This window comes from Bounagaea algeriensis (genome assembly GCF_054491375.1).
Genome location: NZ_CM137102.1, coordinates 2,375,237 through 2,402,070, shown reverse-complemented (window position 1 = coordinate 2,402,070; position 26,834 = coordinate 2,375,237). Strand labels below are relative to the sequence as shown.

Genomic DNA, 26,834 nt, shown 5'->3' with positions numbered 1-26,834 from the left:
CCGCCGTCCCGTGGCCGGTGCGTGCGGCCGCGGCCGATCGTCTGCACATAGCGGAGCGAGCGCTCACTCTTGGTGACGAAACTGGTGTGATGACGTTGTTCCACCTCCCGCGGTGGCCTACTGTCGCTGGAGTGGAGCGAAACCGAGGTCAGCGCTGAGAACCCGGTCGTACCAAGAATCCACCGGATCCCCGGTTCACATGCGCAATCACCGAGCTGCTGCGCTGCAGACGCGCACCACCGGCCCGCAGACCGGACTTGCAGGCGCCATGCGGTGCCACCGCGGTCGAGGATGACCGCTCACCGGTCCTGATCGGACGAACTGCGAAATCCAACAGCGGACGAAATCCGCGATGATCGTGCTGCGAAAGGGCATTCGATGGTTGTTGAGGCGGATCAGGCCACCGGCGCACCGACATCGGGCATCGACCTGGCCACATTACTGGCCGACTGCCTGCACGAGCTGCCCGCGCAAGCGGCGCAGCACACCATCCCCCTCGGCAACCCCGATCAGGGCGGCCCCAGCTACGCCGCCGCGCGCGAAGCCTTCCTCGCCGCCGGAATCGCCGCAGTGCACGAATTTTCCAGGTGCGGCGAGTGGATCCAGTTCAACATCGAAGTCCGCGCGGACAAGTGGGCGCACGCCTACGCCTTCCTCGCCGACGCGGCGCGCACCGCGCTCGAACGCTCCGAAGCGAGCAACTTCTTCTTCATGCACAAACCCCCCGGTCTGCGGGTGCGTTTCCAGCTCCGGGACGGCGCCCGCGCAGCCGCGCCCGCGCTGATCGACGCGTTCCGGCAGCGCACCGACCTGTTCACCGATGTCCGATCGGGCGTCTACGAACCCGAGTCCTACCTCTTCGGTGGACCGCGGTCGATGCCCCTGGTGCACGATTCGTTCACGGTGGACTCACTGGCCTGGCTCGACCAGCACGTCCGCAGCGCGCGTTCTGCCGAGGCCGCACCGGACTGGGCGGTGTCGCTGGCGCTCGTGCGCGCCGTCGTCGACGGTCTCGGCATCGTGGGGTGGGAGCACCGCGGCGTGTGGGACACCGTCCGCCGCGACGGTGGACGGCGGTTGGCCGCAGACGTCCCCGAAGACCGGTACGAGCGCTTCGTCGAGGGCGTCCGAGCGCAGTGGGATCTCGGCGAACGCGCACTGCAGCGCCTACCGGGCGGGGACGAGCTCGTGCACCACCGCGCTGCCCTGGTCGAGGCCGCACAGCGGTGGCGCCGCGAGTACTTCGAAAGCGAGCACGCGCGGACGGGACCGCGCCGCGCCGCCGCCTTCTGGACGATCTTCCACTGGAACCGTGCCCGGATCCCCATAAGCCGGCAGTGCCTGCTGACCGATGCTCTGCTCCGGGACGGAGGGATGTGAGCATGCAACCACGTGCCCGCCAGGTCCTCGACGATCCGCACGAGAAGCCCGAGGAGAACCGCGAGGCCCTCGAGGAACCAGGCCCCGCCGCTGCTCGCGCGGAGCCCGTTCCCGCGCAGCTCCCGGACGGGCGCACGTCCGGGCACGAGGCCGACGGTGCCGACCTCGCCATCGGCGCGGAGATCGTCGTCCGCACGGCCGGTTTCCCCGCGCACCTGTGGACGGACGGCGGCAATCCGGACCTGTTCCACACCGTCGATGTGCACCGGCGGCAGCACGACGAGCTGCACGCGCGGGCGCACGAGCTGGCCGAGCGGATCAGCGACGAGGTCATTCCCGAGCCGGAGCTGGACAAGAGCCACCGGCGTGCCGCGCTCGTCGTGCGCCGCCGCCTGCACTGCGGTGATGTTCCCGAACCGGACGAGCTCGCCGACCTGATCGGTGCACCGGCCGTCCCCGCGCGGATCACGGCCGACCTGCTCGCGCTCGCCTGCCGCGCGGTCGACCACCGCATCGCCGGTGACCGGGCGCAGCGGGCAGCGGAGCACGAGCGCGCGCGGATCGGGCCACTCGCTTGGGAATCCGTGCGGAACACGTCGATCGCGGCCGCGTTCCTCGACACCGACGCGGCCGATCTCGTCGCGGAGATCGAGCGCCGCTCGGCCGCGGGCGAGGCGTGGACCAGCAAACGCCTGCGGCACCGAGTGGACTACCTGTGGCGCATCATCGCCCGCGGAGCGGCGAAAGCCACCCCGCGCAGCTGGCTCGGCCACGTCGGAACACTGCCGATGTCGGACGCACGGCAGGTGCTCTCCGCGGGGGACTGGCGCGCCCCGGGGGTGGAGCTCGGCGAACTGACCACCGAAACCGCGGAGAACCTGCACGCGCTGCGGACGCGTCTCGACGCGACGGACCTGCGCTGCGCAGCGGTGGAAACCCCGCTGGCGCTGGCGAACCTGTACACGGAGAACGGCGCCGAATTCCGCTGTTTCACACTCGACCAGCAGGACGCCACGCGGATGCGCGAGATTCGGTTGCGGCGCACGGCCGCGCTGGAGGCCCTGTGCCGCGTCCTGCGCGACGGCGTCCGCCCGCTCGGTGATGTGCAGCGCGCGTTCGTCGGTGCGGAAGCGGCCGCGGAGCAGGTCGGCAAAGTCCGGGAATTCCTGGCTTACGTGCACCGCCTGGGCGTGCTGCGGGTGTGCGGCGCGCCGCAGCGCAACTGGGGCGCGTGGGCGTCGCCCGCCGAAGCGGCGTCCGGCGGGCGCGCCGCGCACCGCGCCGGGGCAGACGACGCCTTCGTCGACGTCCACCGGCGCATCGGCACTTCCGAGAGCGGGTCCACGTCGCACTCCGTCCGTGAACCCTCCGGAGTGGACGCTGCGTTGCGCGCGGCCCACCGGTTGGCGCGACTGCGCGAGGACGACGGCACGGTCGGCCGCGTCGACCTCAGCGGGTACCTCACCGAGCAGCCGCGTCCGGCCACCGAGGTGCTCACCGACCTGCTCGCCGCGGACGTGGACCTCTCGGCGCTGCGGCAGCGCGCTTACACCGGCTGGCACGAACCCACCGGAACCAGCGAGGCGTACGGGCGGGTGATCGAGCGCGTGCACGATCGGCTCTCCGCCGAGGAGGTCGACGTCTCCGAATCCACGCTGGACGGTCTCGGTGTTCCGGCCGGGGAAGAGCCGGTGTGGCCCACTGACTGCCTCATGCGGCCCGTGCGCGGATCCCGGCACGATGCGGTGCTCGTCGTCGAAGCCCCGGCCGGCAACCTGGACGCGCGGTTCGGCGACGCGTTCGCGCGGGCGCACGGCGAGTACCGCAACGCCGCGCGGTACCGCCGTTTCCTGCGGGAAGTGGAGCACGTCAGCGGAGCGCGGTTCGTGGAACTGCTGCTGCCGCCGTCGCACGAACGCGCGGCCAACGCAGTGTGCCGTCCCGTGTGCACCGGTTTGTGGACCGGTGATGCCGACCGGTACCCCTACCACCGCGCGCAGGATTCCGACAGCGCGTACCTGCCGCTGGAACGGGTGCGGGTGTTCCGCTCCGGCGGCGGAGTCCGCGCGGAGTCCGCGGGCGCCCCGCTGCTGCCCGTCTACCACGCGACGCGCCCGCCGCTGCCGCCGTACGACCTGCTGCTGCACCTGCTGCTCGCCGCAGGGCCCGGGCGGGCGCTGCACCAGACCCGGCTGGACCGGCTCATCACGGCCTTCCCGGACGCGCCGTCCGCCCCGCGGTTGACCGCGGGATCCGTGGTGCTCTCGCCCGCAGCCTGGCGGATCCCCGCGGAGCGGCTGTGGGACGCCGGCGCGTCCGACTGGGTCAAGATCCGCGACGCCGCACGGCTGTGGCGCGCTCGCGATCTGCCGCGGTGGGTGTTCGTCTCCACCGAGTCCGAGGGCAAAGCCGTACCCGCGGATCTCGAATCGCTGCCCGGACTGCGCGCGGTGGAGCGCGTGGCCGCGCGCTGCGGCGGAGACGCGCTCCTGTTCGAGGAGATGCTCCCGGGCCCGCGGCACCTGTTCGCCCGCGACGGTGCGCATGCCGAGCACGCCCACCACGCGGTCGAAGTGGCGCTCCGCCTGCCCCGCGAGGACAGCATCCGCACGCTCGCGAGGCGCGCCGGCGACCGGTTGCGCACCGACGTGCCGGTGCCGCGCTGACCGGAGTGAACCGCGACAACCGAGTGCGAACCGAGGAGAAAGGGGGATCCTGCCGCGGAAGTACGCACCGCACCAACGCGTCGGTGCGACGTGAAGCTCCATCCGGAAAGGAACTGTCATGGAAACGACGTTGCCGCTCGAACAGCTGGACAGCCTCATCGACGACCTGGACGCCCAGGTGACCGAGGAGCAGGTGCCGGAAGCCGCTGGCGGTACGGCGCTGTGCAACACCGGCGCCCTGTGCACTCTCGTCATCTGCGCGTGAAAACCCTCCTGTCGAAAGGAATTGTCATGGAATCGACGTTGCCGTTGGAAGAATTGGACACCCTCATCGATGATCTCGATGCCCAGGTGACCGAAGATCACGCCCCGGCCGTGGCCGATGGAGGTACGGCCCTGTGCGGGACCGGGCTGGCCTGCACGGTGCTCATCTGCGCGTGAGCCCACCGTGACTGGTCGTTCGGAATGACGGGTCGGCGGGTGGCGCCGCGCAGTGCCGCTCGTCGACCCGCCCACGGCGCATCGCCCCCGTTCCGACCGGCAGGAAACCCGACCCCGCCAGGAGGTGCAGCCGATGACGGCACCGCAACGCCCGCCCGTTGACGCGGATCACGTTCGCGCGACCGCCGATGCCGTGCTGCGCGCTCACCTCGCCGGCGACGGCGGTGATCCCTGCGATCCCGCCCCGGCAGCACTCGCCCGCCTGCTGGCCGACGGCGGTGACGGGCAGGCGTTGGCCGCACCCGCGCTGCGGGCGTGGTCGACGGCACCGCGCCGTGCGCAGCCGCACTTCGGCCTCTCCGGGGGAGCGGCCGGGTTGCTCGTCGGCGTGCGCATGGGGGTGCACGTCGACGAGCGGCTGCACGCGCTGGAAACGAAGCTGCTGGCCACGCTGCACCGGTCCGTTCCCGAGCAGTTGGCGCGGGCGCGGCGCCGCGACCGCGGATTCGGCGACTACGACCTCATCATCGGCCCCGCGGGGACCCTGCTCGCCGCACTCGTCGACCGGCCGAGCACGCAGCGGCCCGCCGATGCGGCCGCCGACGACCTCGTCGCCCTGCTCGCGGCGCACCTGGCCGCATTGTGCGGCACCGAGGACCTCGACGGGATGCGCGTGTCCGCTTACGCGGGGCACGAACACCTCGACTGGATGCAGGGACGCGTGAACACCGGAGTCGGGCACGGTGTTCCCGGCGTGCTGCTCGCTCTCGCCGCCGCGGCGCGCCACCTCGGCGACGCGGAACTGCACCCGCCCCTCCGGCACGCCGCGCAGTGGTTGATGGCGCGGGCTTTCACCGACGAGCACGGCGTCACCTGCTGGTACGGCGGGCAGTTGTTCGACGGGGAAGAACCCCCGGCAGGACCGATGCGGCGGCAGGCCTGGTGCTACGGCACCCCCGGCGTTGCCTGGGCGCTGTGGGAGGCGGGAGCGGTGCTCGGTGACGGGCAGATCCAGCGCTTCGCCGCGAACGCCTTCGACTCGCTCGCGCGGCGCTACGACACCGACTGGCACCTGTTCGGCGGGGGAGCGGAGGAGACGCTGACGCTGTGCCACGGCGCCTCCGGCGTTCTCGGCATCGCCGACTGCTTCCACCGCCACGCCGGATCCGCCTGCGCGGGCGTGCTGGCCGAACACCTTCGGCGGCACATCACCGAACGAGCGGAGCAGCTGACCGCGCTGGCCGGCGCCGACCGCACGCTGTTGAACGGGGCGTGCGGGGCCGCGGCGATGCTGCTCAGCTGCAGCGGTGCCGATCGTGCGTGGACGCTGTGCCTCGGCCTGCGGTGAGCACGGCGCAGGAGCGCACCATCAATCGTTGGTGCGGTCAACGGTTTTCGGGGCGGGGGAGACGAACCCGGTCCGCCGGCCGTCCTCGCCGATGAGGTGCCCCAGCCGCTTGACGAACCGCGGCGTGATCCACCGGTCCAGCACGCGAGTCCCGGCGAACCTGGTGCACAGCAGCATTTCGAACCGGTCCAGATCCGCCATGTGGTGCAGCCAGATCTGCACGGCCAGGTTCGCCTCGCTGCTGACCGTGGCGCACAGCCGGATCTCGGGCAGCTGCGCGATGGACTCGGCGGTGGAGACCAGCTCCGTCTGCGGCACCTCGAGCCACAACGTGGCCGCCACGTGCCAACCGGCCACGTGATGCGCCACCTCGCAGCGCACCGAGGTGAAGCGCGCACCGAGCACGCGCCCGATCCAGCGGCCGGCGGTGCTGTGCGCACACCCCAGCGCGCGAGCGACCGACGCGGCCGGTAACCGCGCATCAGGACCCAGCAATCGCAGCACCGCCAGGTCCTGCTGCTCGGGGCGCGAGCTCGGCTCCCGCCGCGACGAGGTGCGCAGCGCGCGCTGCTGCCCCTCGGTCAGCGCGTTGAGACGCCACTGCGAGCCGTCCCGCACGAGCGACCGGAAGAAGTGCGTGCGCGTGGCCCGCACGCCGGGCACCGGCGCGACCACCTCGTTCACCCGGCGGTCCAGGGCGAGAATGCTCGGAGCCAGCATCGTCAACATCAGATCGCGCGGCCCGGACGTCGCGTCGATGTTCTACACCGCGTGCAGCTGCGCGATGCGCTCGGCGACCTGTCCACGCCGACCGGGGGCGCACTCCACTTCGACGAACGCGGCCGCCGACCAGGCGTGCGCGGTCCAGTTCCGCGTGGACTGCGGATAGCAGGAGAACCAGGCCAGCCCTTCGCGGGTGAGCCGCCCCCAGCGCCGCGTCAGCGTCGCCGGGTGCACCTCGAGCACCTCGGCCAACCGGGTCCAGGGCACGCGCGGCTGCAACTGCAGCGCGTGCACCAACGCCAGATCGGTCTCGTCCAGATTCGCGGAATCATGCATGAACCCGCACCAGAACCGACGATTCGTGCGATCGCAAGGCCCGGTTTCCACCTCTGGCCATACTCACCGCACCCGCCGCCGGGAAGAGCAGCCCACGACCGGGCGGGATGCCGCGCAAGGAGAGGAGGCGAAGGTGCGCACTCCGGCACTGGCCGACGCGCCGCTGCTGTGGATCGCAGCGGTCGGCGTGTTCGGCGTGATCATCGTGCAGTCGGTCGTGTACCTGCGCGCGGCGCGCCGCGCCGCCGACGCGGCCGGAATGACCCGTGCCGAACACGTCACGGCGCTGCGCACCGGGGCGGTCTCCGCGCTGGGACCGTCGCTGGCCGTGGTGTTCATCGCGATCAGCCTGCTGTCGGCGTTCGGCACACCCGCCGTGCTCACGCGCATCGGCCTCATCGGATCCGCCAGTTTCGAAACGCTCTCGGCCCGCACGGCTGCCGACACGCTCGGCGTCGAGCTCGGCGGTGCGGGCTACGACGACGGGGCGTTCGCGCTCGTGCTGTTCACGATGACCGTGGGCGGTGCGGCGTGGATGGTGAGCACGCTGGTGCTGACACCGCTGCTGCGGCGCGCCGACCACCGCATCCGCCGCTTCGACCCCGCCGTCATGGCGATCGTGCCGAGTGCGGGCATGATCGCCGGGTTCACCTACCTGGGCCTGGACGAGGTGGGGAAGTCGAGCGTGCACCTGGTGGCCTTCACCGCGGGCGGGTTGGCCATGCTCGCCGCGCACGGAACTGCGCGACTGCTGCGCGCGCAGTGGCTCAGGGAGTGGTCGCTGGGGTTGTCCATGGCCGTGGCCCTGCTCGCCGCCGGCACGGCGATGTGACCACCCGGGAAGGAGCTGCCCATGTCCTCACCCGCCCTCGACGCCTTCGCGCGCACCACTGCCCGCTGGGGCAGCGCGACGATGGCCGTGGCGCTGGTGCTCACCCTCCTCGGACCGCTGTGGTTCATGTTCGGCCTGGGGCACTGGCCCGGGCTCGGCCCCGCGGCGCAGGCCTGGCTCTCGGTCGCTGCCGTGTTCGGGGTGCTGTGGATCGCCGAGCCGGTCACCTACTACCCGATGCTCGGACCGGCGGCGATGTACCAGGCGTTCATGATCGGCAACATCGCCAACAAGATCCTGCCCTCCGCCGTGGCCGCGCAGAACGCCGTCGGCGCCCGGCAGGGCACCGCGAAGGCCGAGATCACCGCCGTGACCGCCATCGTCGGCGCCGCGGTGGTGCACCTGCTGTCGCTGCTCGTCTTCGTCGGCGTGCTCGGTTCGTGGATCGTTTCGGTTCTGCCCGCCTCGGTGCAGGCTGTGTTCGACTACGTGGTGCCCGCGATCTTCGGCCCGGTGCTGGTTCAGGCGATCCTCACCGCGAAGCGGTTCCGCGTCATCGCGATCGCGGTGGGCTGCGGTCTCGCGGGTGTGTTCGTGGTCGTGCCGCTCCTGCCGGGGGCGGAGACCTACGCGATGGCCCTGTGCGTGCTCGCCGCCATCGGACTGGCCGTGCTCACCCGCGAGCGCGCCCGCAGCGGCGTCGCCGAGGAGGAACGAAAGGAATACCAATGACCGCGAAGAACACCGCAACCGGTGCGCAACAGCAGGTACTGGACGGCTACGGAGACCTCGCCGGGGATCTGCACGCGCTGTACCGCCACCTGCACGCCAACCCCGAGCTGTCGATGCGCGAACACGCCACCGCCGCGCTCGTCGCACAGCGGCTCGTCGCGCTCGGCGCGGAGACGTTCCGCTGCGGCGGCACCGGCGTGGTCGGGGTGCTGCGCAACGGCACCGGGCCGACGGTCGCCTTCCGCGCCGACACCGACGCGCTGCCGGTGACCGAGCAGACGGGCCTCGACTACGCGTCCGCGACCACCGCGATCCGCGACGACGGAACGAGCACCCCGGTGATGCACGCCTGCGGGCACGACACGCACACCGCCGCCGCTCTCACCGCCGCCGCACTGCTCAGCCGGGCGCGCGACAGCTGGGCCGGCACGGCCGTGTTCGTCTTCCAACCCGGCGAAGAGGTCGGTGCCGGGGCGCAGGCGATGGTCGACGACGGTCTGTGGGACCGGGCGCCGCGTCCCGAGGCGGTCCTCGGTCAGCACGTCAGCCCCGAACCGGCCGGCCGCATCAGCTATCGCGCGGGCGTGGCCGCGTCCATGGCCGACTCCTGGAAGGTCACCACGCACGGCCGCGGTGCGCACGGTTCCCAGCCGCAGCGGGGGATCGACCCGATCGTGCAGGTCGCGCACACGATCACCCGGATCCAAGCCGTCACCGCTCGCGAGATCGACCCGGTCGAATCGGCTGTGGTGACCGTCGGGCAGGTCGCCGGCGGGATCAAGGAGAACATCATCCCGGACTCGGCGATGTTCACGCTCAACGTGCGCACCTTCGACGACCAGGTGCGGCAGCGCGTGCTCGGGGCGCTGCGGCGGATCATCAGCGCGGAAGCGGCCGCCTCGGGGGCCCCGGAGCCGGACATCGCCGAACTGAGCCGGTTCCCGAAGCTCGTCAACGATGCCGGGGTCACCGAGCGCGTCGCGGACGCGCTGGACGAGCACTTCGCCGACGGCCAGGTGCGCGCGGGCGGTCGGCTCATGGGCAGCGAGGATTTCGGCGTGCTCGGCGACGCGATCGGCGTGCCGTCCTGCTTCTGGTTCGCCGGCGGCACCGATCCGGACGCCCATCACGCCGCTGCGGAACGCGGTTCGCTCGAGGAGGACGTCCCGAGCAACCACTCGCCGTTCTTCGCGCCCGCGCCCGAGCCGACGCTGCCGCGCATGGTGCAGGCAGCAGCGGTGAGCACGCTGGCCTTCCTGCGCACGTGATCCGCACCGTTGTCAGCCTCGGCCCGCAGCGGTGCTGCCGCATCGACCGCTGCGGGCCGTTGGTCCGGTCGTTCTGCTGTGCCCCGAGGTTTCCGGACGCGGGCCCCGGCGGGGGCGTGCCCGGAAACCTCGGGGCTCGCGCACGGTGCGCAGACGGGCGTAGATCGGCCGGCCGCACCGCGTTGATCATGCGCGTCTCGGGTCGACGTCGGTAGTCTCGGCGGCATGGCCCAGATCAACTTCAGTTCCCGCGTCGGCGTGTGGTGGACCAGCGACCGGTGGTCGATCAACGACGTGGTCGCCCGCGCTCGCGAGATCGAGCAGCTCGGCTACGCCTCGTTGTTCTACGGCGAGGCCGGCGGCAAGGAGGCCTTCACCCAGGCCGCGGCGGTGCTGGGCGGTACCGAGCGGCTGGTGGTCGGCACCGGCATCGCCAACATCCACGCCCGCAGCGCCCCGGCCAGCGAATCCGGCGCCCGCACGCTCGGCGCGCTGCATCCGGGTCGGTTCGTGCTCGGGCTGGGGGTCAGCCACGCCCCGCTGGTGGAGCGCAGCTACGCCGGCTCCTACTCCAAGCCGCTCAGCACCATGCGCGAGTACCTGCAGACCATGGACGCGGTCCCGGCCGAAATCGAACCGGCCGGGCCGCGCCCGGCCCGGCTGTTGGCCGCGCTGGGCCCGAAGATGCTCGCGCTATCCGCCACCGCCGCCGACGGTGCGCACCCGTACCTGGTGACTCCGGAACACACCGCGCGCACCCGCGAGCAGCTCGGCCCCGACAAGTGGGTGGTCAGCGAGCAGGCCGTCGCGCTCACCACGGATCGGGAGACCGGTCTGCGGCGCGCGCACCAGCACCTGCACACCTACTCGCAGCTGCCGAACTACCAGAATTCCTGGCTGCGCCAAGGGTTCGACCACTCCGACCTGGTCGTCGGCGGCTCGGACAGGTTGGCCGAGGGCATGGTCGCCACGGGCGATGCCGAGGCGGTCGCCGCGCACGTGCGGCGGCACCTGGAGGCCGGCGCCGACCACGTGCTCGTCCAAGTCCTCGGCGACGACCCCTCCGCTGATCCGCTGCCCGCGCTGCGCGAACTCGCCCCGGCCCTCGGCCTGGGCTGAACCCGCCCGGTACGGCCCGCCCGTACCGCCGAACCCGCGGCACGGGCGGGGCCGTTCAACGCTGCGCCACGTCGTCGAGCCGGTGCTCGGCGCCGGGGCGGCTGTCGGCGTCGAACTCCTCGTGCTCGCGGGAGCGCAGTTCCACGCGGCGGATCTTGCCGGAGATCGTCTTGGGCAGCTCGGCGAACTCGAGCCGCCGGATGCGCTTGTACGGGGCGAGGTTCTCCCGCGCGTAGCGGAGGATCTCGCAGGCCGTGTCCGCGGTGGCCGACCAGCCCGCCGCGAGCACCACGTACGCCTTCGGCACCGACAGGCGGATGTCGTCCGGGGAGGGCACGATGGCGGCTTCGGCGACCGCCTCGTGCTCCAGCAGCACGCTTTCCAGCTCGAACGGGGAGATGCGGTAGTCCGAGGACTTGAACACGTCGTCGGTGCGCCCCACGTAGCGGATGTAGCCGTCCGCGTCGCGCGAGCCCACGTCGCCGGTGTGGTAGTAGCCGTCGCGCATCACCTCGGCGGTGCGGTCGTCATCGCCGCGGTATCCGACCATGAGCCCGAGCGGGCGGCGGGCGAGGTCGAGGCAGATCTCGCCTTCCTCGGCCGGTTCACCGGTCGCCGGGTCGACGAGTTCGACGGTGTAGCCGGGCACGGGTCGTCCCATCGACCCGGGTTTCAACGGCAGCCCCGGCGTGTTGGCCACCTGCACCGTCGTTTCCGTCTGGCCGTAGCCGTCGCGCAGCACCTCGCCCCACGCGCGCCGCACCTGCTCGATGATCTCCGGGTTGAGCGGCTCGCCGGCGCCGAGCACGTTGCGCGGTGGAGCGGTGACCTGCGTCAGGTCGGCCTGCACGAGCATCCGCCACACGGTCGGTGGTGCGCAGAAGCTCGTGACCCCCTTGTGCTGGAGTTGTTCGAGCAGCTGGGAGGCGTCGAAGCGCGAGTAGTTGTGGATGAACACCGTCGCTTCGGCGTTCCACGGGGCGAAGACGTTGCTCCACGAGTGCTTCGCCCAGCCCGGCGAGGAGATGTTCAGGTGCACGTCGCCGGGGGTCAGGCCGATCCAGTACATCGTGGACAGGTGCCCGACCGGGTAGGAGACGTGGGTGTGCTCCACGAGTTTGGGCTTCGCGGTCGTTCCGGAGGTGAAGTACAGCAGCAGCGGGTCACCCGCCCGGGTGGCGCCGTCCGCCCGGAACCGCTCCGAGCTCGCGTCGGCCTCGGTGAACGAGTGCCACCCGGGAACGTCCCCGCCGACGGCGATGCGGGTGTAGCCGCCGGGCACCTCGGTGAAGCTGTCGGTCACGCCCGCATCGGCGATGACGTGGCGCACGTCGCCCCGCTCGACGCGGTCCCGCAGGTCAGCGGCCGTCAGCAGCGTCGTCGCCGGAATGATGACCGCGCCCAGCTTCATCGCCGCGAGCATCGACTCCCACAACTCGCCCCGGTTGCCGAGCATGATGATGATGCGGTCGCCGCGGCGCACGCCCAGACCGCGCAACCAGTTCGCGACCCGGTTGGAACGCGCGGACATCTCCGCGAACGTCCAGGCCTGCTCGGATCCGTCCTCCTCGACGATCCACAGCGCCTTCCGCTCGGCGGTTCCCTCCCGGCGTGCGAGCCGGTCGAACCAGTCCAGCGCCCAGTTGAACTCCTCGAGTTCCGGCCAGTTGAACCCCGCGCACGCGGTGTCGTGGTCGTTTCCGTGGTGCAGCAGGAAGTCCCGCGCCTGTTCGAAACGCGTGGCATCGGTGGTCGCCATTGGCTGCGCCTCCCAGAGAACCCGGGCCTGCAGGAGAACCCGGTGGTGATCATCCCGACCGCGGTGCCGGCAGGCAGGACCCGCGCGAACGCGCCGCGGTTTGAGGGTGGATTCTCCAGCGCGTTCGGCTGCGCGTCCACACCACCGGGACGCGTGTTCGGCGGCGGTGCCGCGCTGATCGGCTGGGCGGCGGGTCCTGGCCAGTCAGCTCCCGGCCGCGCGCCGCCTGCGGTGCGCAGCCATGCGCACCGGGGCGTTGGCCGCGCCGAATTCCCGGTAGCCGTCCAGGCGTTGCACCACTTCGAAGAACACGCGCCCGCCGAGCAGGTCGGTGTAGAAGTGCAGGAACCGGCCGTGCTCGTCGGCGTCGTGCAGCACCGCGTTGGCGCGCAGGGCTTCCACCTGTTCGGAGGGGAGATCGGTGCGCGCGGCGAGGTCCTCGTAGTAGTTGTCCGGGATCGGCAGCAGCGGACCACCCGCTCTCCGGAACGCCGCGGCGCAGGTGAGCACGTCGTCGGTGCTGAAGGCGACGTGCTGCGGTTCGGTGACGCCGGGCGCCCACTCGCCGCGGCGGATGAGCGCACCGTCCAGCGTGAGCCGCACTGCGTCCGCCGGGTCGCGCATGCCGCGGCTGCGCACCATGCCGAACGGCGCGGCGTACTCGATGAGCGGGTCCGGCCGCAGTCCCATGAGCGAGCGGTAGAACAGCGTGGCTTCGTCGAAGTGGTCGAACGGCTGCGTCAGCGCCACGTGGTCCACGCCGGTGAGCAGGCCGCCTCCGGGGCCGTGCTCGAGGGGTTCGCGCTCGGTGGCCGCGAAGTCCCCGATCCAACCGGTGGATGCGTCCTCGCCGGTGCGGCAGAAGAACACGGCGGTTCCGTCGGGTGCGGCCACGGCCGAGAGATCGGCCTCGTCGGAACCGTGCGTGCGGGGGATCGGCGGGGCCAGCAGCGCCTGCGCGCGCTGCGCCGAACCGGCGGGGTCCGTGCTCTCCAGCGCCAGTGCCCCGATCGCCGTGGAGTCGGGGGTTTCGCCGGTGTTCAGGAGCACCCGGACGTCGCCCTGCCGCCACAGCTGCACGTCCTTGGAGCGGTGCTGCCCGCTGCGGGCGAAGCCGAGCGCGGACAGCGCGCCGGTGAGCTGCTCGCGCTCGGACTCGCCGGTGGTGATCTCGGTGAACGCGTAGCCGTGCAGCGCCGGTGCCGGCGGCATGCCCGCGACCGGCAGGTGCAGCGACTCCTCCAGCGAGCGCAGCGAGCGCATCGCGTCGACGGCGGCCGGGCCCGGGTCCGCCTGGCGGAAGACGTCGTTGAACACCTCCAGCGACAGCGGCCCGGAGTACCCCGTGGACAGCGCGGCCTCGGTGAACGCGTCGAGGTCGAACGACCCCTGGCCGGGGAACAGCCGGTGGTGCCGGCTCCACTGCAGCACGTCCATGTTCAGGTGCGGCGCGTCGGCCAGCTGCAGGAAGAACAGCTTCTCGCGCGGGATCGTGCGGATCAGCGCGAGATCGCTGCCGCGGGAGAGGATGTGGAAGCTGTCCAGGCACACGCCCAGCGCGGGGTGGTCGGCGGCGCGCACGATCCGCCACGCGTGGTCGTAGGTGCTGACGTGCCGGCCCCAGGCGAGGGCTTCGTAGGCGATGCGGATGCCGCGCCGGTGGGCGCGCCGCGCCAGTTCGCGCAGCTGCTCGGCGGCGAGCGCGTCGTCGTCGACGGAGTCCGGCGCGACCGAGGAGCACACGAGCATCATGTCGGTGCCGAGGCGTTCCATGACGTCGAACTTCTGCTCGGCGCGGCGGAGGTTGCGCTCGAACACCTCCGGCGGTACCGCTTCGAAGTCGCGGAACGGCTGGTACAGGTCGACGGACAGCCCGAGATCCGCGCAGCGGACCCGGAGTTCCTCCGGGCTCGACGCGGAGGTGAGCAGGTCGTTCTCGAACAGCTCCACGCCGCCGAACCCGGCCTCGGCGGCGGCGACGAGCTTGTCCTCCACGGTGCCGGACAGGCACACGGTGGCGATGGCGCGTCGGTTCTCAGCTGTCGGCATCGAGGACCACTCCTTCGAGTTCGGCGAAATGCCGCACCATGCGTTCGGCGTCGGGTTCGACCCCGGTGAACAGGCGGAAGGCGTCGACAGCCTGGAACACCGCCATCCACCCGCCGTGCAGCACGCGGCAGCCCCGGGCGCGCGCGGCGGTGACCAGTTCCGTCTCCAGCGGGCGGTAGACGACGTCGGCGACCCAGGTCCGCGGGTCGAGCAGCTCTGCGGGCACCGCGCACCCGGGGTGCGCGGCCATGCCGGTGGGGGTGGCGTGCACGAGGCCGTCCGCCTTGTTCAGCTCGGCGGCCAGCGTGATCCCGTCCGCAGCGGCGGCGGTGACCCGGTCGGGGCCGAAGCGGTCGGCCAGTGCGGTGGCGAGGGCGCTGGCGCGGGACGGGTCGGCGTCGAGCAGGCTCAGGCGCTGCGCGCCGAGCTCGAGCAGCGCGTAGGCCACGGCGGAGCCCGCGCCGCCCGCCCCGACCTGGAGCACGTGGGCCAGCTCCGCGCCGGGCAGGCCGTGGCCGAGCGCGCGGGAGAAGCCGGAGCGGTCCGTGTTGTGCCCGACCGCGCGCACCGCACCGCCGGGGCCGCGTTCGTGGACCACCGTGTTGACCGCGCCGAGGTCGGCGGCGTCGGGGGCGAGGTCGTCGAGGTGCGCCGCGACGGCCTGCTTGCACGGGTGGGTGATGTTGAGCCCGTCGTAGCCGGCCAGCTGCGCGGCCGCCAGCAGTTCGCCGGTGTCGCCGGCGGTGCGCCCGAGGGCGTCGAGGTCCAGGCGGCGGTAGAGGTAGCGCAGTCCGAGCTCGTCGGCTTCGCGTTCGTGCATGGGGGGTGTCAGCGACGGCCCGATCCCGGCGCCGATGAGCGCGACGAGGAAGCTGTCCGTTGTGCGCACGGCTGGTGGTTCGTCCTCTCCAATGAATGAACTAGTTAGTACACACTAGCGCGTCGCCCCTGATCGGCACCAGGACTCTGCACTACAGTGGGGAGGTCATCGCCCAGCCGACCCGAGGACCCCTGCCGTGGCCGAACCGTCGCCCTCCGCCGAGCCCGCCGCGTCCGGCCGCCCCGAGCGGCAGCGCGACGCGGATCGGACGCGCGGCGAGATCCTCGACGTCGCGATCGAGGAGTTCGCGGACAAGGGTTACGCCGGAGCGCGCGTCGACGAGATCACGGCGCGCACCCGCACGACGAAGCGGATGATCTACTACTACTTCGGCGGCAAGGAGCAGCTCTACATCGCCGCGCTGGAGCAGGCCTACTCGGTCATCCGCGGGGTGGAGAAGGACGTCGACGTCGAGCGGCTCGCCCCGGAGGAGGCGGTCCGGCGACTGGCCGAGTCGACGTTCGACCACCACGAGTCGCACCCGGCGTTCCTGCGGCTGGTCAGCATCGAGAACATCGACCGCGGCGTGCACCTCGCCAAGTCCGAGGTCCTGCGGGGCCTGGGCAGTCCGGCGGTGGACGTGCTCGGCGGGGTGCTGCGCCGCGGCCGCGAGCAGGGCGTGTTCCGCGCGGACGTCGACGCGCTCGACGTGCACATGATGATCAGCTCCTTCTGCGTGTTCCGCGTGGCCAACCGCTACACCTTCCGCGCCATCTTCGACCGGGACCTGCTCGACCCGCAGTGGCGCGAGCACTACCGCACCATGCTCGGTGAGCTCGTCGTGGGCTACCTCCGCCGGGGCTGACCCCGGAGCGGGCCCGGCGCCTGGCCCGACCCGGTGCGCGCGGAGCCTGCCGGCCCGATGCGGTGGGCCTTCGGCGGCCCTGCGGAACGGCGGTCGTCCCGGTGCGCGTCTTGACATGTCGGGCACCGCGCCTCAGAGTCTTGGGGAACTAACTAGGTGGTTCATTACGGCAGCCTGCGCATCGTGGCGCACGGACTTCTGGAGCACATCGTGACCGATCACCCCCGCACCACCGCGAGCGGAACGCCGCGCAGAGCGGCCCTCGCCGCTTGGGTCGGAAGTGCGCTGGAGTACTACGACTTCTTCATCTACGGCACGGCGGCGGCGCTCGTCTTCAACGAGCTGTTCTTCCCCGCGACCTCCGCGGCGGCCGGAACGCTGCTGGCGCTGGCCACGTTCGGCGTCGGCTACCTGGCCCGACCGCTCGGCGCGTTCGTCCTCGGGCACATCGGCGACCGGTTCGGCCGCAAGCGCGTCCTGATGAGCACGGTGCTGCTCATGGGGCTGGCGACGGTGGCCATCGGCTGCCTGCCCACTTACGACCAGATCGGCGTGGCCGCTCCGGCCCTGCTGGTGGCACTGCGGCTGCTGCAGGGCTTCTCCGCCGCCGGGGAGCAGGCCGGGGCCAACTCGATGTCGCTGGAGCACGCGCCGGCGCACCGCCGCGCCTACTTCACGAGCTTCACCCTCAGCGGCACCCAGGCCGGGCAGATCCTGGCCACCGCCGTGTTCCTGCCGATCGCCGCGCTGCCGCAGGACCAGCTGACCAGCTGGGGCTGGCGGGTGCCGTTCTGGCTCAGCGCGGTCGTGGTGCTCGTCGGCGTGCTCATCCGCCGCAACCTCGACGAGACCCCGGTGTTCCGCGAGGAGAGCCCGGAACTCCGCGAGGAGTCCCCGGGGGCCGGGCAGCACGCCGGGAACCTGCCGGTGGCGGCGCTGTTCCGGGACCACTGGCGCGACGTGCTGCGCGTCGTCGCCGCCTCGGTCATCGCCGCGATCCAGACGCTGTTCACCGTGTACGCGCTCAGCTACGCCGTGAACGACGTCGGCATCGCCGAGACCCCCATGCTGTGGGTGGGGATCCTGGCCAACGTCGTGGGACTGGTCGCCATCCCGGCCTGGGCGCGCCTGGCCGACCGCGTGGGGCGCAAACCCGTCTTCATCGGCGGTTCGGCCTCCTGCGCGGTGCTCATGTTCGCCTACCTCGGTTCGATCCACGCCCAGCAGCTGCCGCTGGTGTTCCTCACCGGCATCCTCATGTTCGGCGTGGCCTACAGCGCGGCCAACGGGATCTGGCCGGCCTTCTACGGCGAGATGTTCAGCGCCCGGGTGCGCCTGTCCGGGATGGCCGTCGGCACGCAGATCGGGTTCCTGCTCGCCGGCTTCTCGCCCAGCATCGCCGAAGCGATCGGCGGCGGCGAGAACGCGTGGTTGGCGGTCTCGGCCTTCGCGGCCGTCATCTGCGCGGTGAACATCGTGGCCGTGGCCAGCGGGCGCGAGACGCACGCGGTGCCCACCGAGCAGCTCGGCCTGCGCGGCAGCGGCGCGGAACCGGCCCGCCCGGCGAGGACGGGGGCCTGATCCGCGGGCGCGCTCACCTCGCTCCGGGAGGGGCCGGTGGTGGCCGCGGGACCGCCCCGCGTCCACCACCGGTGCGCTTCGCCCACCTCCGCCCGGTCCGGGCGACGATGGCGGCAGGGTGATCGGAGTGGTAGAACGGCCCGGTGAGCGAGCGCAACGTGGACAACCGAGCGGAGGACGCGGGACTGCGTCGGGCCGAGGAGGAAGTCGCCGGACTCACCAGCGAGCTGATCCGGATCGACACCTCGAACACCGGTGACCCGGACACCCTCAACCCGGAGCGCCCGGCGGCCGAGTACGTCGCCGAGCGGCTCACCGAGGTCGGCTACGAGGTGACCTTCGTCGAGTCCGGCGACCAGCGGGGCCGGGCCAACGTCATCGCGCGGCTGCCCGGTGCCGACCCCGAGCGGGGCGGACTGCTCGTGCACGGTCACCTCGACGTGGTGCCCGCCGACCCCGCCGAGTGGACGGTGCACCCGTTCTCCGGCGCCGTCCAGGACGGCTACGTGTGGGGCCGCGGCGCGGTCGACATGAAGGACATGCTCGGCATGAGCCTGGCCGTGGCGCGCCGGTTCAAGCGGGACGGCATCACCCCGCCGCGCGACATCGTCTTCGCCTTCCTCGCCGACGAGGAAGCCGGCAGCCTGCAGGGCGCGCAGTGGCTGGCCGACCACCGCCCGGAGCTGTTCCGCGGCTGCACCGAGGCGATCAGCGAGGTGGGCGGGTTCTCGGTGACCTTCCGCGACGGCGTGCACGCCTACCTGGTGCAGACGGCCGAGAAGGGCATCCGCTGGCTGCGGCTGCGCGCCCGCGGACGCGCCGGGCACGGCTCGATGGTGCACGAGGACAACGCGGTGACCGCGCTGTCCGAGGCCGTGGCCAAGCTCGGGCAGCACCGGTTCCCGCTCGTGCTCAACGACTCGGTGCGCGAGTTCCTCGACGGCGTGGCGGAACTGACCGGTTGGGAGTTCCCCGCCGACGACGTCGACGGCGCCGTCGCCAAGCTCGGCAACCTCTCCCGCGTCGTCGGTGCCACGCTGCGCGACACGGCGAACCCGACGATGCTCACCGGCGGCTACAAGCACAACGTGATCCCCTCGACGGCCGAGGCCGCTGTGGACTGCCGCATCCTGCCCGGACGGGAGGAGGCCTTCGACGAGGAGCTCGCCGAGCTGCTCGGTCCCGGCATCGAACGGGAGTGGGTCGGGCTGCCGCCGGTGGAGACGCGGTTCGAGGGCCGGCTCGTCGACGCGATGGGCGAGGCGCTGCTCACAGAGGACCCGGCCGCGCGGACGCTGCCCTACATGATGTCCGGCGGCACCGACGCCAAGTCGTTCAGCCGGTTGGGCATGAGCTGCTTCGGCTTCGTGCCGCTGCGGCTGCCCGCCGACCTCGACTTCAGCGCGATGTTCCACGGCGTGGACGAACGAGTTCCCGTGGACGCGCTGCAGTTCGGCACGCGGGTGCTCGACCGCCTGCTGCGCATGCCCACCTGAACCGGCGGAAGGAGGGGACGTGGCCGAGACGGTCCCGCACTGGACCGAGGTCTACCTGGAGCACTTGCAGGCGCGGAAGCTGGCCACGAATTCGGTGCGCGCCTACCGCCGCGACCTGCAGGCGGTCACCGCGGAGCTGACCGAGCTGCTCGGCGCGACCCCGCAGCTGGCCGACGTCACCCCCGCGCGGCTGCGCTCGGCGTTCGCCCGGTTCGCCGGCAGCCGTTCCGCGGCGAGCGTGACGCGGGCGTGGTCGACGTGGAACGGGCTGTTCGGGTTCCTCGTCGTCGAGGGCGTGGTGGACGGCAACCCGATGCGGGTGGTGCCCAAACCGCGCAGCGCCGCGCCGGCGCCGAAACCGCTGCAGGGCGAGGACACCCCCGAACGCCTGCTGCGCGAGGTCGGCGAGCGCGGACGGCGGGCGCGCGACCCGTGGCCGGAGCGCGATCTCGCAGTGCTCGCGACGCTGCTGTGCACGGGTGTGCGCTCCGCCGAGCTGCTGGCGTTGACGGTCGACTCGCTGTCCGGGCGGGCCGGCGACCGCCGCCTGCAGGTGCGGGGCAAGGCCGGCAAGAACCGCTCGGTCCCCATCGACGACGCGCTCGACGGCGTGCTCGCCGACTACCTGCGGTCGCGGTGCGCGCGGTTCGGCGGTGAGCCGCGCGGTGAGGAGCCGCTGTTCGTCACGCCCCGCGGTGCTCCGCTGCGCCGGGGCGCGTTGCAGTACCTCGTCCAGCAGAACCTCCGCGCCGCCGGCGTGGCGGACCGGGTGCAGCCCGGGGCGATGGTGCACGCGCTGCGGCACACCTTCGCCACGCGGCTGGCCGAGGACGGGGCGAACGCCGCGGAGATCGCGAAGCTGCTGGGGCACGCGTCGATGAACGCCAGCCAGAACTACATCGACGTCACCGCCCGGGAGCAGCGCTTGTCGGTCAGCGCCAACCGCACCCTCCGCGTGCTCTCGGAGATGTCCACATCGGAGTGATCGGTGCTGCGCAGCCCGGAAGGCCACGGACCGCGGTTCGCCGGGGAGCACCGATGCGCGGCGGTGCCTCCGAGCGGCATCGCCGCGCGCGGGGGAAGTGGCGATGTGCACGCAGAGAAGTACGCGGTGTCACCACAGTGTTAACGAGGCGCGCTATGATGGCGAGTCATCAGCAGAACCGTGTTCGTTGTGTGATGAAGGCTCGGCCGCGATGACCCGACATGTGGGGTAATACCCGTGGTTCTCCCTCGAGAGTCCGATGCCGTGGACTTGCTGGACACGAGCGGGTGTCCGACCCACCGCATCTGTGAGCGCTGCCAGTCCTGCGCTGATCTGGCGGCGATGGCGGTGGACACGCCGCTCGGCGTCCTGTGCGTCACGCTGTGCACCGACTGCCGCCGCCAGCGCCGCCGTCCGGGGTGGTCCGGTACGCACGCAGCGCTGCGCGTGCTGCAGCACTGCCGGCACCTCGGCATCGACCGCAGCACCATGTCCGCGTGGCGGGCGCAGCAAGCCGCCGGGCTGCCCGAAATGTGGTTCCGCTGAGCGGATCCCACCGCCGGCCGGGCGGGACGGAACTCCGCCCGGTGCCTGCACGTGCAGGTGCACGACGTTCAGCGATGTGCCCGCCGCCGGATCACCCCCGCGGTGTGGCGGTCTCGATGAGCCGCCCCCAGCCGTCCCCCGCCGCGCTCCACGGCTGCGCGCTCGTGACCACGGCGATGCCGCTGGTTTTCAACGACACCGGCTGACCGGTCAGCAGGCCGACGAACTCGCTGATCGTCGGGTCGTGTCCGATGAGCACCGCCGTCAGCGGCACCACCGGGAGCTCGTGCACCGCGGCGAGCAGGTCCTGCGCGCCCGCCTCGTAGAGGCGCTCCGCGCGGCGCACCGAGGGCGCGGCCGGCATGCGGCGACCGGCGAGCTCCCAGGTCTCCTCCGCGCGCCGGGCCGGCGAGCACAGGACGAACTCCACGTGCGGCACGTGCTGCCGCAGCCACCTGCCCGCCTCCGGCGCGTCGCGGCGCCCCCGGTCGTTCAACGGGCGTTCGCGGTCCTGCACGCCCTCCGGCCTGGCGGATTTCGCGTGCCGGAGCAGGACCAGCGTCCGCTGCGGCTCGGTCATGCGGCCCCCTCGTTCCTCGGCGTCGGTGCCCCGCATTCCCTAGCACGCCGGGTGAGCGGCGGCCAGCCCCGGCCGCGCGGCGACCGGGGCCGGTGGTGCGGGCAGCGCTCAGGTGACCTCGGCGCCGCCGATCGTGATGCCGAAGACGTTGAGCACCGTGTACACGCCGAGCAGGCTGATCGCCACGGAGCTGATCAGCAGCAGCCCGTTGAACCACGCCCCGCCGTGCAGCGCGGGGTCGACCTGGGTGCGCCGCAGGTACCAGGTGGCGATGACCACGGCCGGCAGGAAGATGCCGGTCATCACCCCGCCGATCTGCACCATGATCACCGGCTCGCTGACGAACAGGTAGGCCGCGCCCCACAGCACCGGCAGCACGACCGTCATGGCGCGCACCGTGCGGTCGCGCACGTGCGCGTTGCCCCAGTCGAGCAGTCCCACGGTGGCGAACAGGTTCGTGAACATGCGCGCCCAGCTCGGGATCGAAGCCCACAGGGTGGAGCCGAGCACCGCGGCCGCGCCGATGAGGAACGCCACGCTCATGCCCTCGCCGATCACGTCGGTGTACATCCGCGAGAGCGTGGTGATCATCTCGTTGCCCTCGAGGACGAGTCCGCGCGGGTGCAGCACGGCCGCGCCCATGATGTAGAAGCCGATCGTGGCCACCGTGTAGATGATCCAGGACAGGAACACGTCCTTGTACATGACCCGGATCCAGCCGCGCGCCCGGCGGCGCCACGCTGCGCTGCCGTCCGGTGGACCGGCCCAGCGCGCGTAGCCCTTCTCCAGGCACCAGTAGGTGTAGAAGGTGATCTCGTCCGCGCCGACACCGGTGAGGCCGAACATCGCGATCGCGGCGCCGAGCGCTCCGACCGGGAGCATGAGGCTCAGCCCGCCGAGCACGTCCGCACCGGAGTAGGCGAACGGGGTCAGCGGCAGCCCCAGGGCGATCGCGATCGTGCCGATGGAGAACAGCACGACCAGCGCGAACGCTCCGCGCTCGATCATCCGGTAGCCGCTGGTGACCAGCAGCGCCGCGCTGCCGCAGACGACCACGGCCGTCCAGAACGTCAGCGACGCGGTGCTCAGCGGAGCGCCGCCGACCGGCATGAGCACGCTCAACGACAGCGCCATCCCGCCGACGACTCCGCCGACCTGGATCAGTTTGGACAGCGCGAGGACGATCCAGAGGACGTTGATCCATCCGATGCGTCCGAAACGCGGTGGCACGTCGTTGAACCCGCTCAGCGCCGGTTTGCCCGTGCTGATCGTCCAGCGCGCGAGTTCGGCCTGCACCGCGACTTTCACGCCGGTGGACAGAACGACCAACCAGAGCAGGACGAAGCCGGCCTCGGCGCCGAGCGCGGTGGTGGCGATGAGTTCGCCGGAACCGACGATCGAAGCGCTGACGATCAGTCCGGGGCCGAGGTAGCGCAGGCTCGGGCGCCATCCGCTCGGGGGCTCGACCGCGTCCTCGGGAGTGGGAATGTAGGGATCGCGTGTGGTTGCCGGTTGCGTTGCCATGGAGCACTCCTTCGTGCTGGCGTCGGCATGGCAGTGGTTTTCGCCGTTGTGGAGGGGATCCGGCTGCGTTGCCGACGCAAGTTACAGCGGCCGGGGGACCGGGTCAACAACGCTGATTCACCCCGTTGCGGAACCGGGGATTCCGCGCGGATGCCGCCGCTCAGGTTTTGCACGTGGTGCAAAGTCCTCCGGACGAATTCCGCCGTTCGGAGCACTGCTCGGGGCCCGAAAACCGCGCGGTTCGAAATTTCGCACGCGCGGGTTCGCCGAATTGTTACGTCCACTGTGGAATTCCTCGGGGTGCGGACCGCTCGGCGGCTCGGGGAAGCGTCGCGCGGGGGTGGGAACGTCCCCGACGCGCCGATGGCGCACCTCGGTGGTGCCGTCGGGCGGGCACGGGCACTAGGGTGGCGATCATGGTGGGATCGCTGCTCGGCAACGAGGTCCGACGAGTCGAGGACCCGGAGCTCCTCCGCGGGCGCGCCGGATACGTGGGGAACCGCTCCGCGCCCGGCATGCTGCACGTGGGGTTCGCGCGCTCGCCGGTCGCGCACGCGTCCGTCGACGCCGTCGACACCTCCGCCGCCGCATCCGCGCCCGGCATCGTCGCGGCGCTGTCGGCGAGCGAGCTCGACGTGCCGACCCCGCCCCCGTTCGTGGAGTTCAACCCCGCCTGCCGGCGGCCGCCGCTGGCGACCGGCCGCGTGCGGTTCGTCGGCGAACCCGTGGCGGTCGTCGTCGGCGAGAGCCCCGAGGCCGTCGCCGACGCCGTCGAGCTGGTGGACGTCGACTTCACCCCGCTGCCGGCCGCGGTGGACCCGGAGCAGGCCGTCGCCGACGGTGCGCCGGCCCAGTTCCCGGAGCTGGGCGGCAACGTCGCCGGCGGTTTCCGCGACGCCGCGGGTGCGGACGTGCTGCGCGAGGCCGAGGTCGTCAGCCGCGTGCGCATCGAGAACCAGCGCGTGGCCGTCGTGCCGATGGAGGGCAACGCGATCCTCGTCGAACCCGGTGGAGCCGAGGACGGCGTCGAGGTCACCATCCACGTGTCCACGCAGATGCCGCACGGCCTGCGCGACGCCGCGGCCACCGCGTTCGACTGGCCGGCCGAACGGGTGCGCGTCGTCACCCCGCACGTCGGCGGTGCCTTCGGCGGGAAAGCCGGCCTGGCCCCCGAGCACGCCGTGGTCATCGCCCTGGCGCGCCGGTTCGACCGCCTGGTGCGCTGGGTGGAGACGCGCTCGGAGAACATGCAGGCGATGCCGCACGGCCGCGGCCAGGTGCAGTACGTCGAGCTCGGGCTGCGCCGCGACGGGCGCCTCGTGGGCATGCGCTGCCGCGTGCTCGGGGACTCCGGCGCCTACGCCGGGTTCGGCGGTTCGTTCCCCCTGGGGCCGACGCGGCTGATGGCCCAGGGCGTCTACGACGTCCCCGAGATCAGCTACGACGCCATGGGCGTGCTCACCAACACCACCCCGATGGGGGCGTTCCGCGGTGCGGGCCGCCCCGAGGCGGCCGCGATGCTGGAACGCGCGATGGACGTCGCCGCGGCCGATCTCGGCATGGATCCGCTCCAGCTGCGGCGGCGGAACTTCCTGCGGCCCGAGCACTTCCCGCACACCACGCTGGTGGGCGCGCGCTACGACAGCGGGGACTACGAGCGCCCGCTCGACGAAGCGCTGCGCGCGATCGACCACGAGGCTCTCCGCGTCGAGCAGCAGCGGCGCATCGCGGCGGGGGAGACGACGCTGCTCGGCATCGGCGTGAGCACCTACGTGGAGATCACCGGCGGCGGTTCCGGCGAGTACGCCGAGGTCGCGGTGGACGCCGACGGCGCCCGCATCGCCGTCGGCACCTCCGCGCACGGCCAGGGGCACGCCACCGCGTTCACGATGATCGTCGCCGAGATGCTGGGACTGGACATGGCCGATGTCGAGTTCGTGCAGTCCGACACGGCGCGGGTGCCGCGCGGATCCGGCACGGGCGGGTCCCGCTCGCTGCAGCTCGGCGGCAGCGCCGTGCGGGAGGCCGGCGAGCAGGTGCTGCAGCGGGCCAAGGAGGTCGCCGCGGCGCGCCTGGAGGCCTCCTCGGAGGACATCGAGGTCGCCGAGTCGGGCGGTCTCGGGGTTTCCGGCGTGCCGGGCGCGACGTTGACCTGGAGCGAGATCGTCGCCGCGGCCGACGAGCAGGAGGTGCCGTTGCGGGCGCAGACCGATTTCAGCCCCGACGGCGCGACGTTCCCGTTCGGCGCGCACGTGTCGGTCGTCGACGTCGACGCCGAGACCGGCATGGTCACCCCGGTGCGCCACCTCGCCGTCGACGACTGCGGCACCGTGGTCAACCCGCTGCTCGTGCGCGGCCAGCAGCAGGGCGGTGCGGTGCAGGGCATGGCGCAGGCGTTGTGGGAGCACATGCGCTACGACGAGGAGGGCAACCCCGCCACGGCCACGCTGGCCGACTACGCGGTGCCCTCGGCCGCCGACGTGCCGCCGCTGGAGACGGCCAACACCGAGACGCCCACGCCGAGCAACCCGATGGGCGCGAAGGGCATCGGCGAGTCGGCGACGATCGGCGCGACCCCGGCGGTGCAGAACGCGGTGGTCGACGCCCTGCGGCACCTGGGCGTGCGGCACGTCGACATGCCCGCCACCCCGGAGCGCGTCTGGCGGGCGATCGAGGCGGCCCGCCGCGGCGATGACGGCCGCAACTGGCGCGAGCCACCGGCCGCGTTCGACGCGCTGCCCGTGCGCGGGGCCGGCGACGAGGGGGAGACCGATGAGGCCGTGGTGTGAGGAGCGCGTCAGCGCGCCGGCCGGTGCGCCCGACGGAACGGCCCCGAGCGGAGGGCGGGGCGCGCGAGGCGATGACGACGGGCACCAGGCGGAACGACGGGGCGCAGACGGGGCAGGAGCGTGGCGTGCCGAGCCCAGCTGACGTGCCCGGGGAACGCGCGCTGGCGGTGTTCGCCGGACGCGCGGGCGACCACAACGATCGGGCCATGACCGGGGCGCGCGTGCTGGGTGAGCGAGCGTCCCGCCGGCTGGGCCTGCAACCGGCGGTGCTCGGCACGCCGCGCCCGGCGTTGAACGCCGACTGGCGGGTCGAACTCGACGCGGCGCTGGCCCAGCTGCGGAACTGGGCGCGCACCTCGGGCAGGTGCTCGCCGACGGCGCCGTTCCGGTGACGGTGCTCAACCGCTGCGCCGCTGCCTTGGCGACGCTGCCCGCCGTGGTCCGGTACCGGCCGGAGGCGTGCGTGGTGTGGCTGGACGCGCACGCCGACCTGAACACGCCGGGGACGACGCCGAGCGGTTATCTCGGCGGGCTCGCGCTGTCCGGACCGGCCGGATTGTGGCGCTCCGGGCTCGGCGCGGGGCTGCGGCTGGAGAACATCGTGCTGGCGGGCGTGCGCGACGTCGACGCGGGGGAGCGGTCGTTGCTGGACGCGAGCGTGCGGACGGTCCCACCGGGAGCGGGGTTCGCCGAGCGCGTGGCCGCGGCCGTCGAGGACCGTCCGGTCTACGTGCACCTGGACTGCGACGTGCTGGAACCGGGCCTCGTGGCCACCGACTACAGCGTTCCGGGTGGGCTGCGGCCGGCGGACCTGCGCGCGATGGCGTGCGCGCTTGCCGGCGGGGAGGTGATCGGGGTGGAACTCGCCGAGTTCGAAACCGGGGGGCCGGACGACACCGCTGCGGCCGAAGCACTGCTCGACGCGCTCGCTCCGCTCACCGGTGAGGTGTCCGCGGGTGGCGTGCCGGCCTCGTGAGGAACCGCGCCCGTTCTGG

24 protein-coding genes are annotated in these 26,834 nt (G+C 72.3%); 17 read left to right on the top strand and 7 right to left on the bottom strand.

All coding sequences use genetic code 11. The features are described from left to right. Positions 1-378 precede the first annotated feature (378 nt). The 5 genes from ACVGV2_RS10880 to ACVGV2_RS10860 all read left to right on the top strand — a co-directional run bounded on the left by ACVGV2_RS10880 (position 379) and on the right by ACVGV2_RS10860 (position 5,835). Entirely contained in the window at positions 379-1,380 is a 1,002-nt protein-coding gene (locus ACVGV2_RS10880) for a thiopeptide-type bacteriocin biosynthesis protein (protein WP_459162251.1), read from the top strand. A 2-nt stretch (positions 1,381-1,382) separates the two neighbouring features. Beyond that, a complete protein-coding gene (locus tag ACVGV2_RS10875) occupies positions 1,383-4,046 on the top strand; it encodes a lantibiotic dehydratase (protein ID WP_459162250.1) in 2,664 nt (887 codons plus the stop codon). A 118-nt stretch (positions 4,047-4,164) separates the two neighbouring features. Further along, a complete protein-coding gene (locus tag ACVGV2_RS10870) occupies positions 4,165-4,311 on the top strand; it encodes a hypothetical protein (protein ID WP_459162249.1) in 147 nt (48 codons plus the stop codon). Between the two features lie 26 nt (positions 4,312-4,337). Continuing rightward, a complete protein-coding gene (locus ACVGV2_RS10865; RefSeq protein ID WP_459162248.1) occupies positions 4,338-4,487 on the top strand; it encodes a hypothetical protein in 150 nt (49 codons plus the stop codon). A gap of 133 nt (positions 4,488-4,620) precedes the next feature. After that, positions 4,621-5,835, top strand: a complete 1,215-nt coding sequence (locus ACVGV2_RS10860) for a lanthionine synthetase LanC family protein (protein ID WP_459162247.1) — start codon at positions 4,621-4,623, stop codon at positions 5,833-5,835. A gap of 21 nt (positions 5,836-5,856) precedes the next feature. Here ACVGV2_RS10860 and ACVGV2_RS10855 read toward each other — a convergent pair whose 3' ends face one another. Continuing rightward, positions 5,857-6,555, bottom strand: a complete 699-nt coding sequence (locus tag ACVGV2_RS10855; protein WP_459162246.1) for an Lrp/AsnC family transcriptional regulator — start codon at positions 6,553-6,555, stop codon at positions 5,857-5,859. Between the two features lie 42 nt (positions 6,556-6,597). Further along, on the bottom strand, positions 6,598-6,894 hold the full coding sequence (locus tag ACVGV2_RS10850; protein ID WP_459162245.1) for an AsnC family transcriptional regulator: 297 nt from the start codon (positions 6,892-6,894) through the stop codon (positions 6,598-6,600). Between the two features lie 133 nt (positions 6,895-7,027). On the opposite strand from ACVGV2_RS10850, the gene ACVGV2_RS10845 reads away from it, so the two are divergent. From ACVGV2_RS10845 to ACVGV2_RS10830, 4 genes are all read left to right on the top strand, one after another. Next, complete coding sequence (locus ACVGV2_RS10845) at positions 7,028-7,726, top strand: DUF5058 family protein (RefSeq protein ID WP_459162244.1); 699 nt, start codon at positions 7,028-7,030, stop codon at positions 7,724-7,726. Positions 7,727-7,747: 21 nt separating this feature from the next. Then, positions 7,748-8,458, top strand: coding sequence for a hypothetical protein (locus ACVGV2_RS10840; RefSeq protein WP_459162243.1), 711 nt, complete (start codon positions 7,748-7,750; stop codon positions 8,456-8,458). Further along, a complete protein-coding gene (locus ACVGV2_RS10835) occupies positions 8,455-9,726 on the top strand; it encodes an amidohydrolase (protein ID WP_459162242.1) in 1,272 nt (423 codons plus the stop codon). Before ACVGV2_RS10840 ends, ACVGV2_RS10835 begins: the two co-directional genes overlap by 4 nt. 225 nt (positions 9,727-9,951) lie before the next feature. Further along, positions 9,952-10,845 (top strand): LLM class F420-dependent oxidoreductase, encoded by an 894-nt coding sequence (locus ACVGV2_RS10830; protein ID WP_459162241.1) that lies wholly within the window; start codon positions 9,952-9,954, stop codon positions 10,843-10,845. A gap of 55 nt (positions 10,846-10,900) precedes the next feature. Here ACVGV2_RS10830 and ACVGV2_RS10825 read toward each other — a convergent pair whose 3' ends face one another. The 3 genes from ACVGV2_RS10825 to ACVGV2_RS10815 all read right to left on the bottom strand — a co-directional run bounded on the left by ACVGV2_RS10825 (position 10,901) and on the right by ACVGV2_RS10815 (position 15,542). After that, positions 10,901-12,604, bottom strand: coding sequence for an AMP-binding protein (locus ACVGV2_RS10825; RefSeq protein ID WP_459162240.1), 1,704 nt, complete (start codon positions 12,602-12,604; stop codon positions 10,901-10,903). A 204-nt stretch (positions 12,605-12,808) separates the two neighbouring features. After that, positions 12,809-14,653 carry a bifunctional sugar phosphate isomerase/epimerase/4-hydroxyphenylpyruvate dioxygenase family protein gene (locus ACVGV2_RS10820; protein WP_459162239.1) on the bottom strand — a complete coding sequence of 615 codons (1,845 nt, stop codon included), beginning with the start codon at positions 14,651-14,653 and terminating at the stop codon, positions 12,809-12,811. Then, positions 14,640-15,542 (bottom strand): shikimate dehydrogenase, encoded by a 903-nt coding sequence (locus ACVGV2_RS10815; RefSeq protein WP_459162238.1) that lies wholly within the window; start codon positions 15,540-15,542, stop codon positions 14,640-14,642. The genes ACVGV2_RS10820 and ACVGV2_RS10815 overlap by 14 nt, the downstream gene beginning before the upstream one ends. Positions 15,543-15,669: 127 nt before the next feature. Here ACVGV2_RS10815 and ACVGV2_RS10810 point away from each other — a divergent pair, with 127 nt between their 5' ends. From ACVGV2_RS10810 to ACVGV2_RS10790, 5 genes are all read left to right on the top strand, one after another. Continuing rightward, complete coding sequence (locus tag ACVGV2_RS10810; protein WP_459155880.1) at positions 15,670-16,338, top strand: TetR/AcrR family transcriptional regulator; 669 nt, start codon at positions 15,670-15,672, stop codon at positions 16,336-16,338. A 183-nt stretch (positions 16,339-16,521) separates the two neighbouring features. Beyond that, positions 16,522-17,919 (top strand): MFS transporter, encoded by a 1,398-nt coding sequence (locus ACVGV2_RS10805; RefSeq protein WP_459162237.1) that lies wholly within the window; start codon positions 16,522-16,524, stop codon positions 17,917-17,919. Positions 17,920-18,077: 158 nt separating this feature from the next. Then, positions 18,078-19,415 (top strand): M20/M25/M40 family metallo-hydrolase, encoded by a 1,338-nt coding sequence (locus ACVGV2_RS10800; protein WP_459165957.1) that lies wholly within the window; start codon positions 18,078-18,080, stop codon positions 19,413-19,415. A 19-nt stretch (positions 19,416-19,434) separates the two neighbouring features. Next, complete coding sequence (locus ACVGV2_RS10795; RefSeq protein WP_459155878.1) at positions 19,435-20,400, top strand: tyrosine-type recombinase/integrase; 966 nt, start codon at positions 19,435-19,437, stop codon at positions 20,398-20,400. 264 nt (positions 20,401-20,664) lie between these two features. Next, the gene (locus tag ACVGV2_RS10790; RefSeq protein ID WP_459162236.1) at positions 20,665-20,946 is read left to right on the top strand and encodes a hypothetical protein; all 282 of its coding nucleotides are present in this window, start codon (positions 20,665-20,667) and stop codon (positions 20,944-20,946) included. 91 nt (positions 20,947-21,037) lie between these two features. On the opposite strand, the gene ACVGV2_RS10785 is transcribed toward ACVGV2_RS10790, so the two are convergent. Further along, positions 21,038-21,526, bottom strand: coding sequence for a SixA phosphatase family protein (locus ACVGV2_RS10785; RefSeq protein WP_459162235.1), 489 nt, complete (start codon positions 21,524-21,526; stop codon positions 21,038-21,040). 108 nt (positions 21,527-21,634) lie between these two features. After that, entirely contained in the window at positions 21,635-23,050 is a 1,416-nt protein-coding gene (locus ACVGV2_RS10780) for an Nramp family divalent metal transporter (protein WP_459162234.1), read from the bottom strand. Between the two features lie 416 nt (positions 23,051-23,466). On the opposite strand from ACVGV2_RS10780, the gene ACVGV2_RS10775 reads away from it, so the two are divergent. From ACVGV2_RS10775 to ACVGV2_RS10765, 3 genes are all read left to right on the top strand, one after another. Beyond that, positions 23,467-25,839 (top strand): xanthine dehydrogenase family protein molybdopterin-binding subunit, encoded by a 2,373-nt coding sequence (locus tag ACVGV2_RS10775; protein ID WP_459162233.1) that lies wholly within the window; start codon positions 23,467-23,469, stop codon positions 25,837-25,839. 125 nt (positions 25,840-25,964) lie between these two features. Further along, the gene (locus tag ACVGV2_RS10770; RefSeq protein ID WP_459162232.1) at positions 25,965-26,231 is read left to right on the top strand and encodes a hypothetical protein; all 267 of its coding nucleotides are present in this window, start codon (positions 25,965-25,967) and stop codon (positions 26,229-26,231) included. Further along, positions 26,204-26,815: an arginase family protein gene (locus ACVGV2_RS10765; RefSeq protein ID WP_459162231.1), complete on the top strand. Its 612-nt coding sequence runs from the start codon at positions 26,204-26,206 to the stop codon at positions 26,813-26,815. Before ACVGV2_RS10770 ends, ACVGV2_RS10765 begins: the two co-directional genes overlap by 28 nt. Positions 26,816-26,834: the final 19 nt, after the last annotated feature.

Coding starts and splice junctions, on each gene's coding strand:
- ACVGV2_RS10830 (WP_459162241.1), top strand. CDS start 9,952: ATGGCCCAGATCAACTTCAGTTCCCGCGTCGGCGTGTGGTGGACCAGC.
- ACVGV2_RS10870 (WP_459162249.1), top strand. CDS start 4,165: ATGGAAACGACGTTGCCGCTCGAACAGCTGGACAGCCTCATCGACGAC.
- ACVGV2_RS10880 (WP_459162251.1), top strand. CDS start 379: ATGGTTGTTGAGGCGGATCAGGCCACCGGCGCACCGACATCGGGCATC.
- ACVGV2_RS10820 (WP_459162239.1), bottom strand. CDS start 14,653: ATGCCGACAGCTGAGAACCGACGCGCCATCGCCACCGTGTGCCTGTCC.
- ACVGV2_RS10785 (WP_459162235.1), bottom strand. CDS start 21,526: ATGACCGAGCCGCAGCGGACGCTGGTCCTGCTCCGGCACGCGAAATCC.
- ACVGV2_RS10875 (WP_459162250.1), top strand. CDS start 1,383: ATGCAACCACGTGCCCGCCAGGTCCTCGACGATCCGCACGAGAAGCCC.
- ACVGV2_RS10850 (WP_459162245.1), bottom strand. CDS start 6,894: ATGCATGATTCCGCGAATCTGGACGAGACCGATCTGGCGTTGGTGCAC.
- ACVGV2_RS10825 (WP_459162240.1), bottom strand. CDS start 12,604: ATGGCGACCACCGATGCCACGCGTTTCGAACAGGCGCGGGACTTCCTG.
- ACVGV2_RS10860 (WP_459162247.1), top strand. CDS start 4,621: ATGACGGCACCGCAACGCCCGCCCGTTGACGCGGATCACGTTCGCGCG.
- ACVGV2_RS10865 (WP_459162248.1), top strand. CDS start 4,338: ATGGAATCGACGTTGCCGTTGGAAGAATTGGACACCCTCATCGATGAT.
- ACVGV2_RS10835 (WP_459162242.1), top strand. CDS start 8,455: ATGACCGCGAAGAACACCGCAACCGGTGCGCAACAGCAGGTACTGGAC.
- ACVGV2_RS10775 (WP_459162233.1), top strand. CDS start 23,467: ATGGTGGGATCGCTGCTCGGCAACGAGGTCCGACGAGTCGAGGACCCG.
- ACVGV2_RS10840 (WP_459162243.1), top strand. CDS start 7,748: ATGTCCTCACCCGCCCTCGACGCCTTCGCGCGCACCACTGCCCGCTGG.
- ACVGV2_RS10855 (WP_459162246.1), bottom strand. CDS start 6,555: ATGCTGGCTCCGAGCATTCTCGCCCTGGACCGCCGGGTGAACGAGGTG.
- ACVGV2_RS10780 (WP_459162234.1), bottom strand. CDS start 23,050: ATGGCAACGCAACCGGCAACCACACGCGATCCCTACATTCCCACTCCC.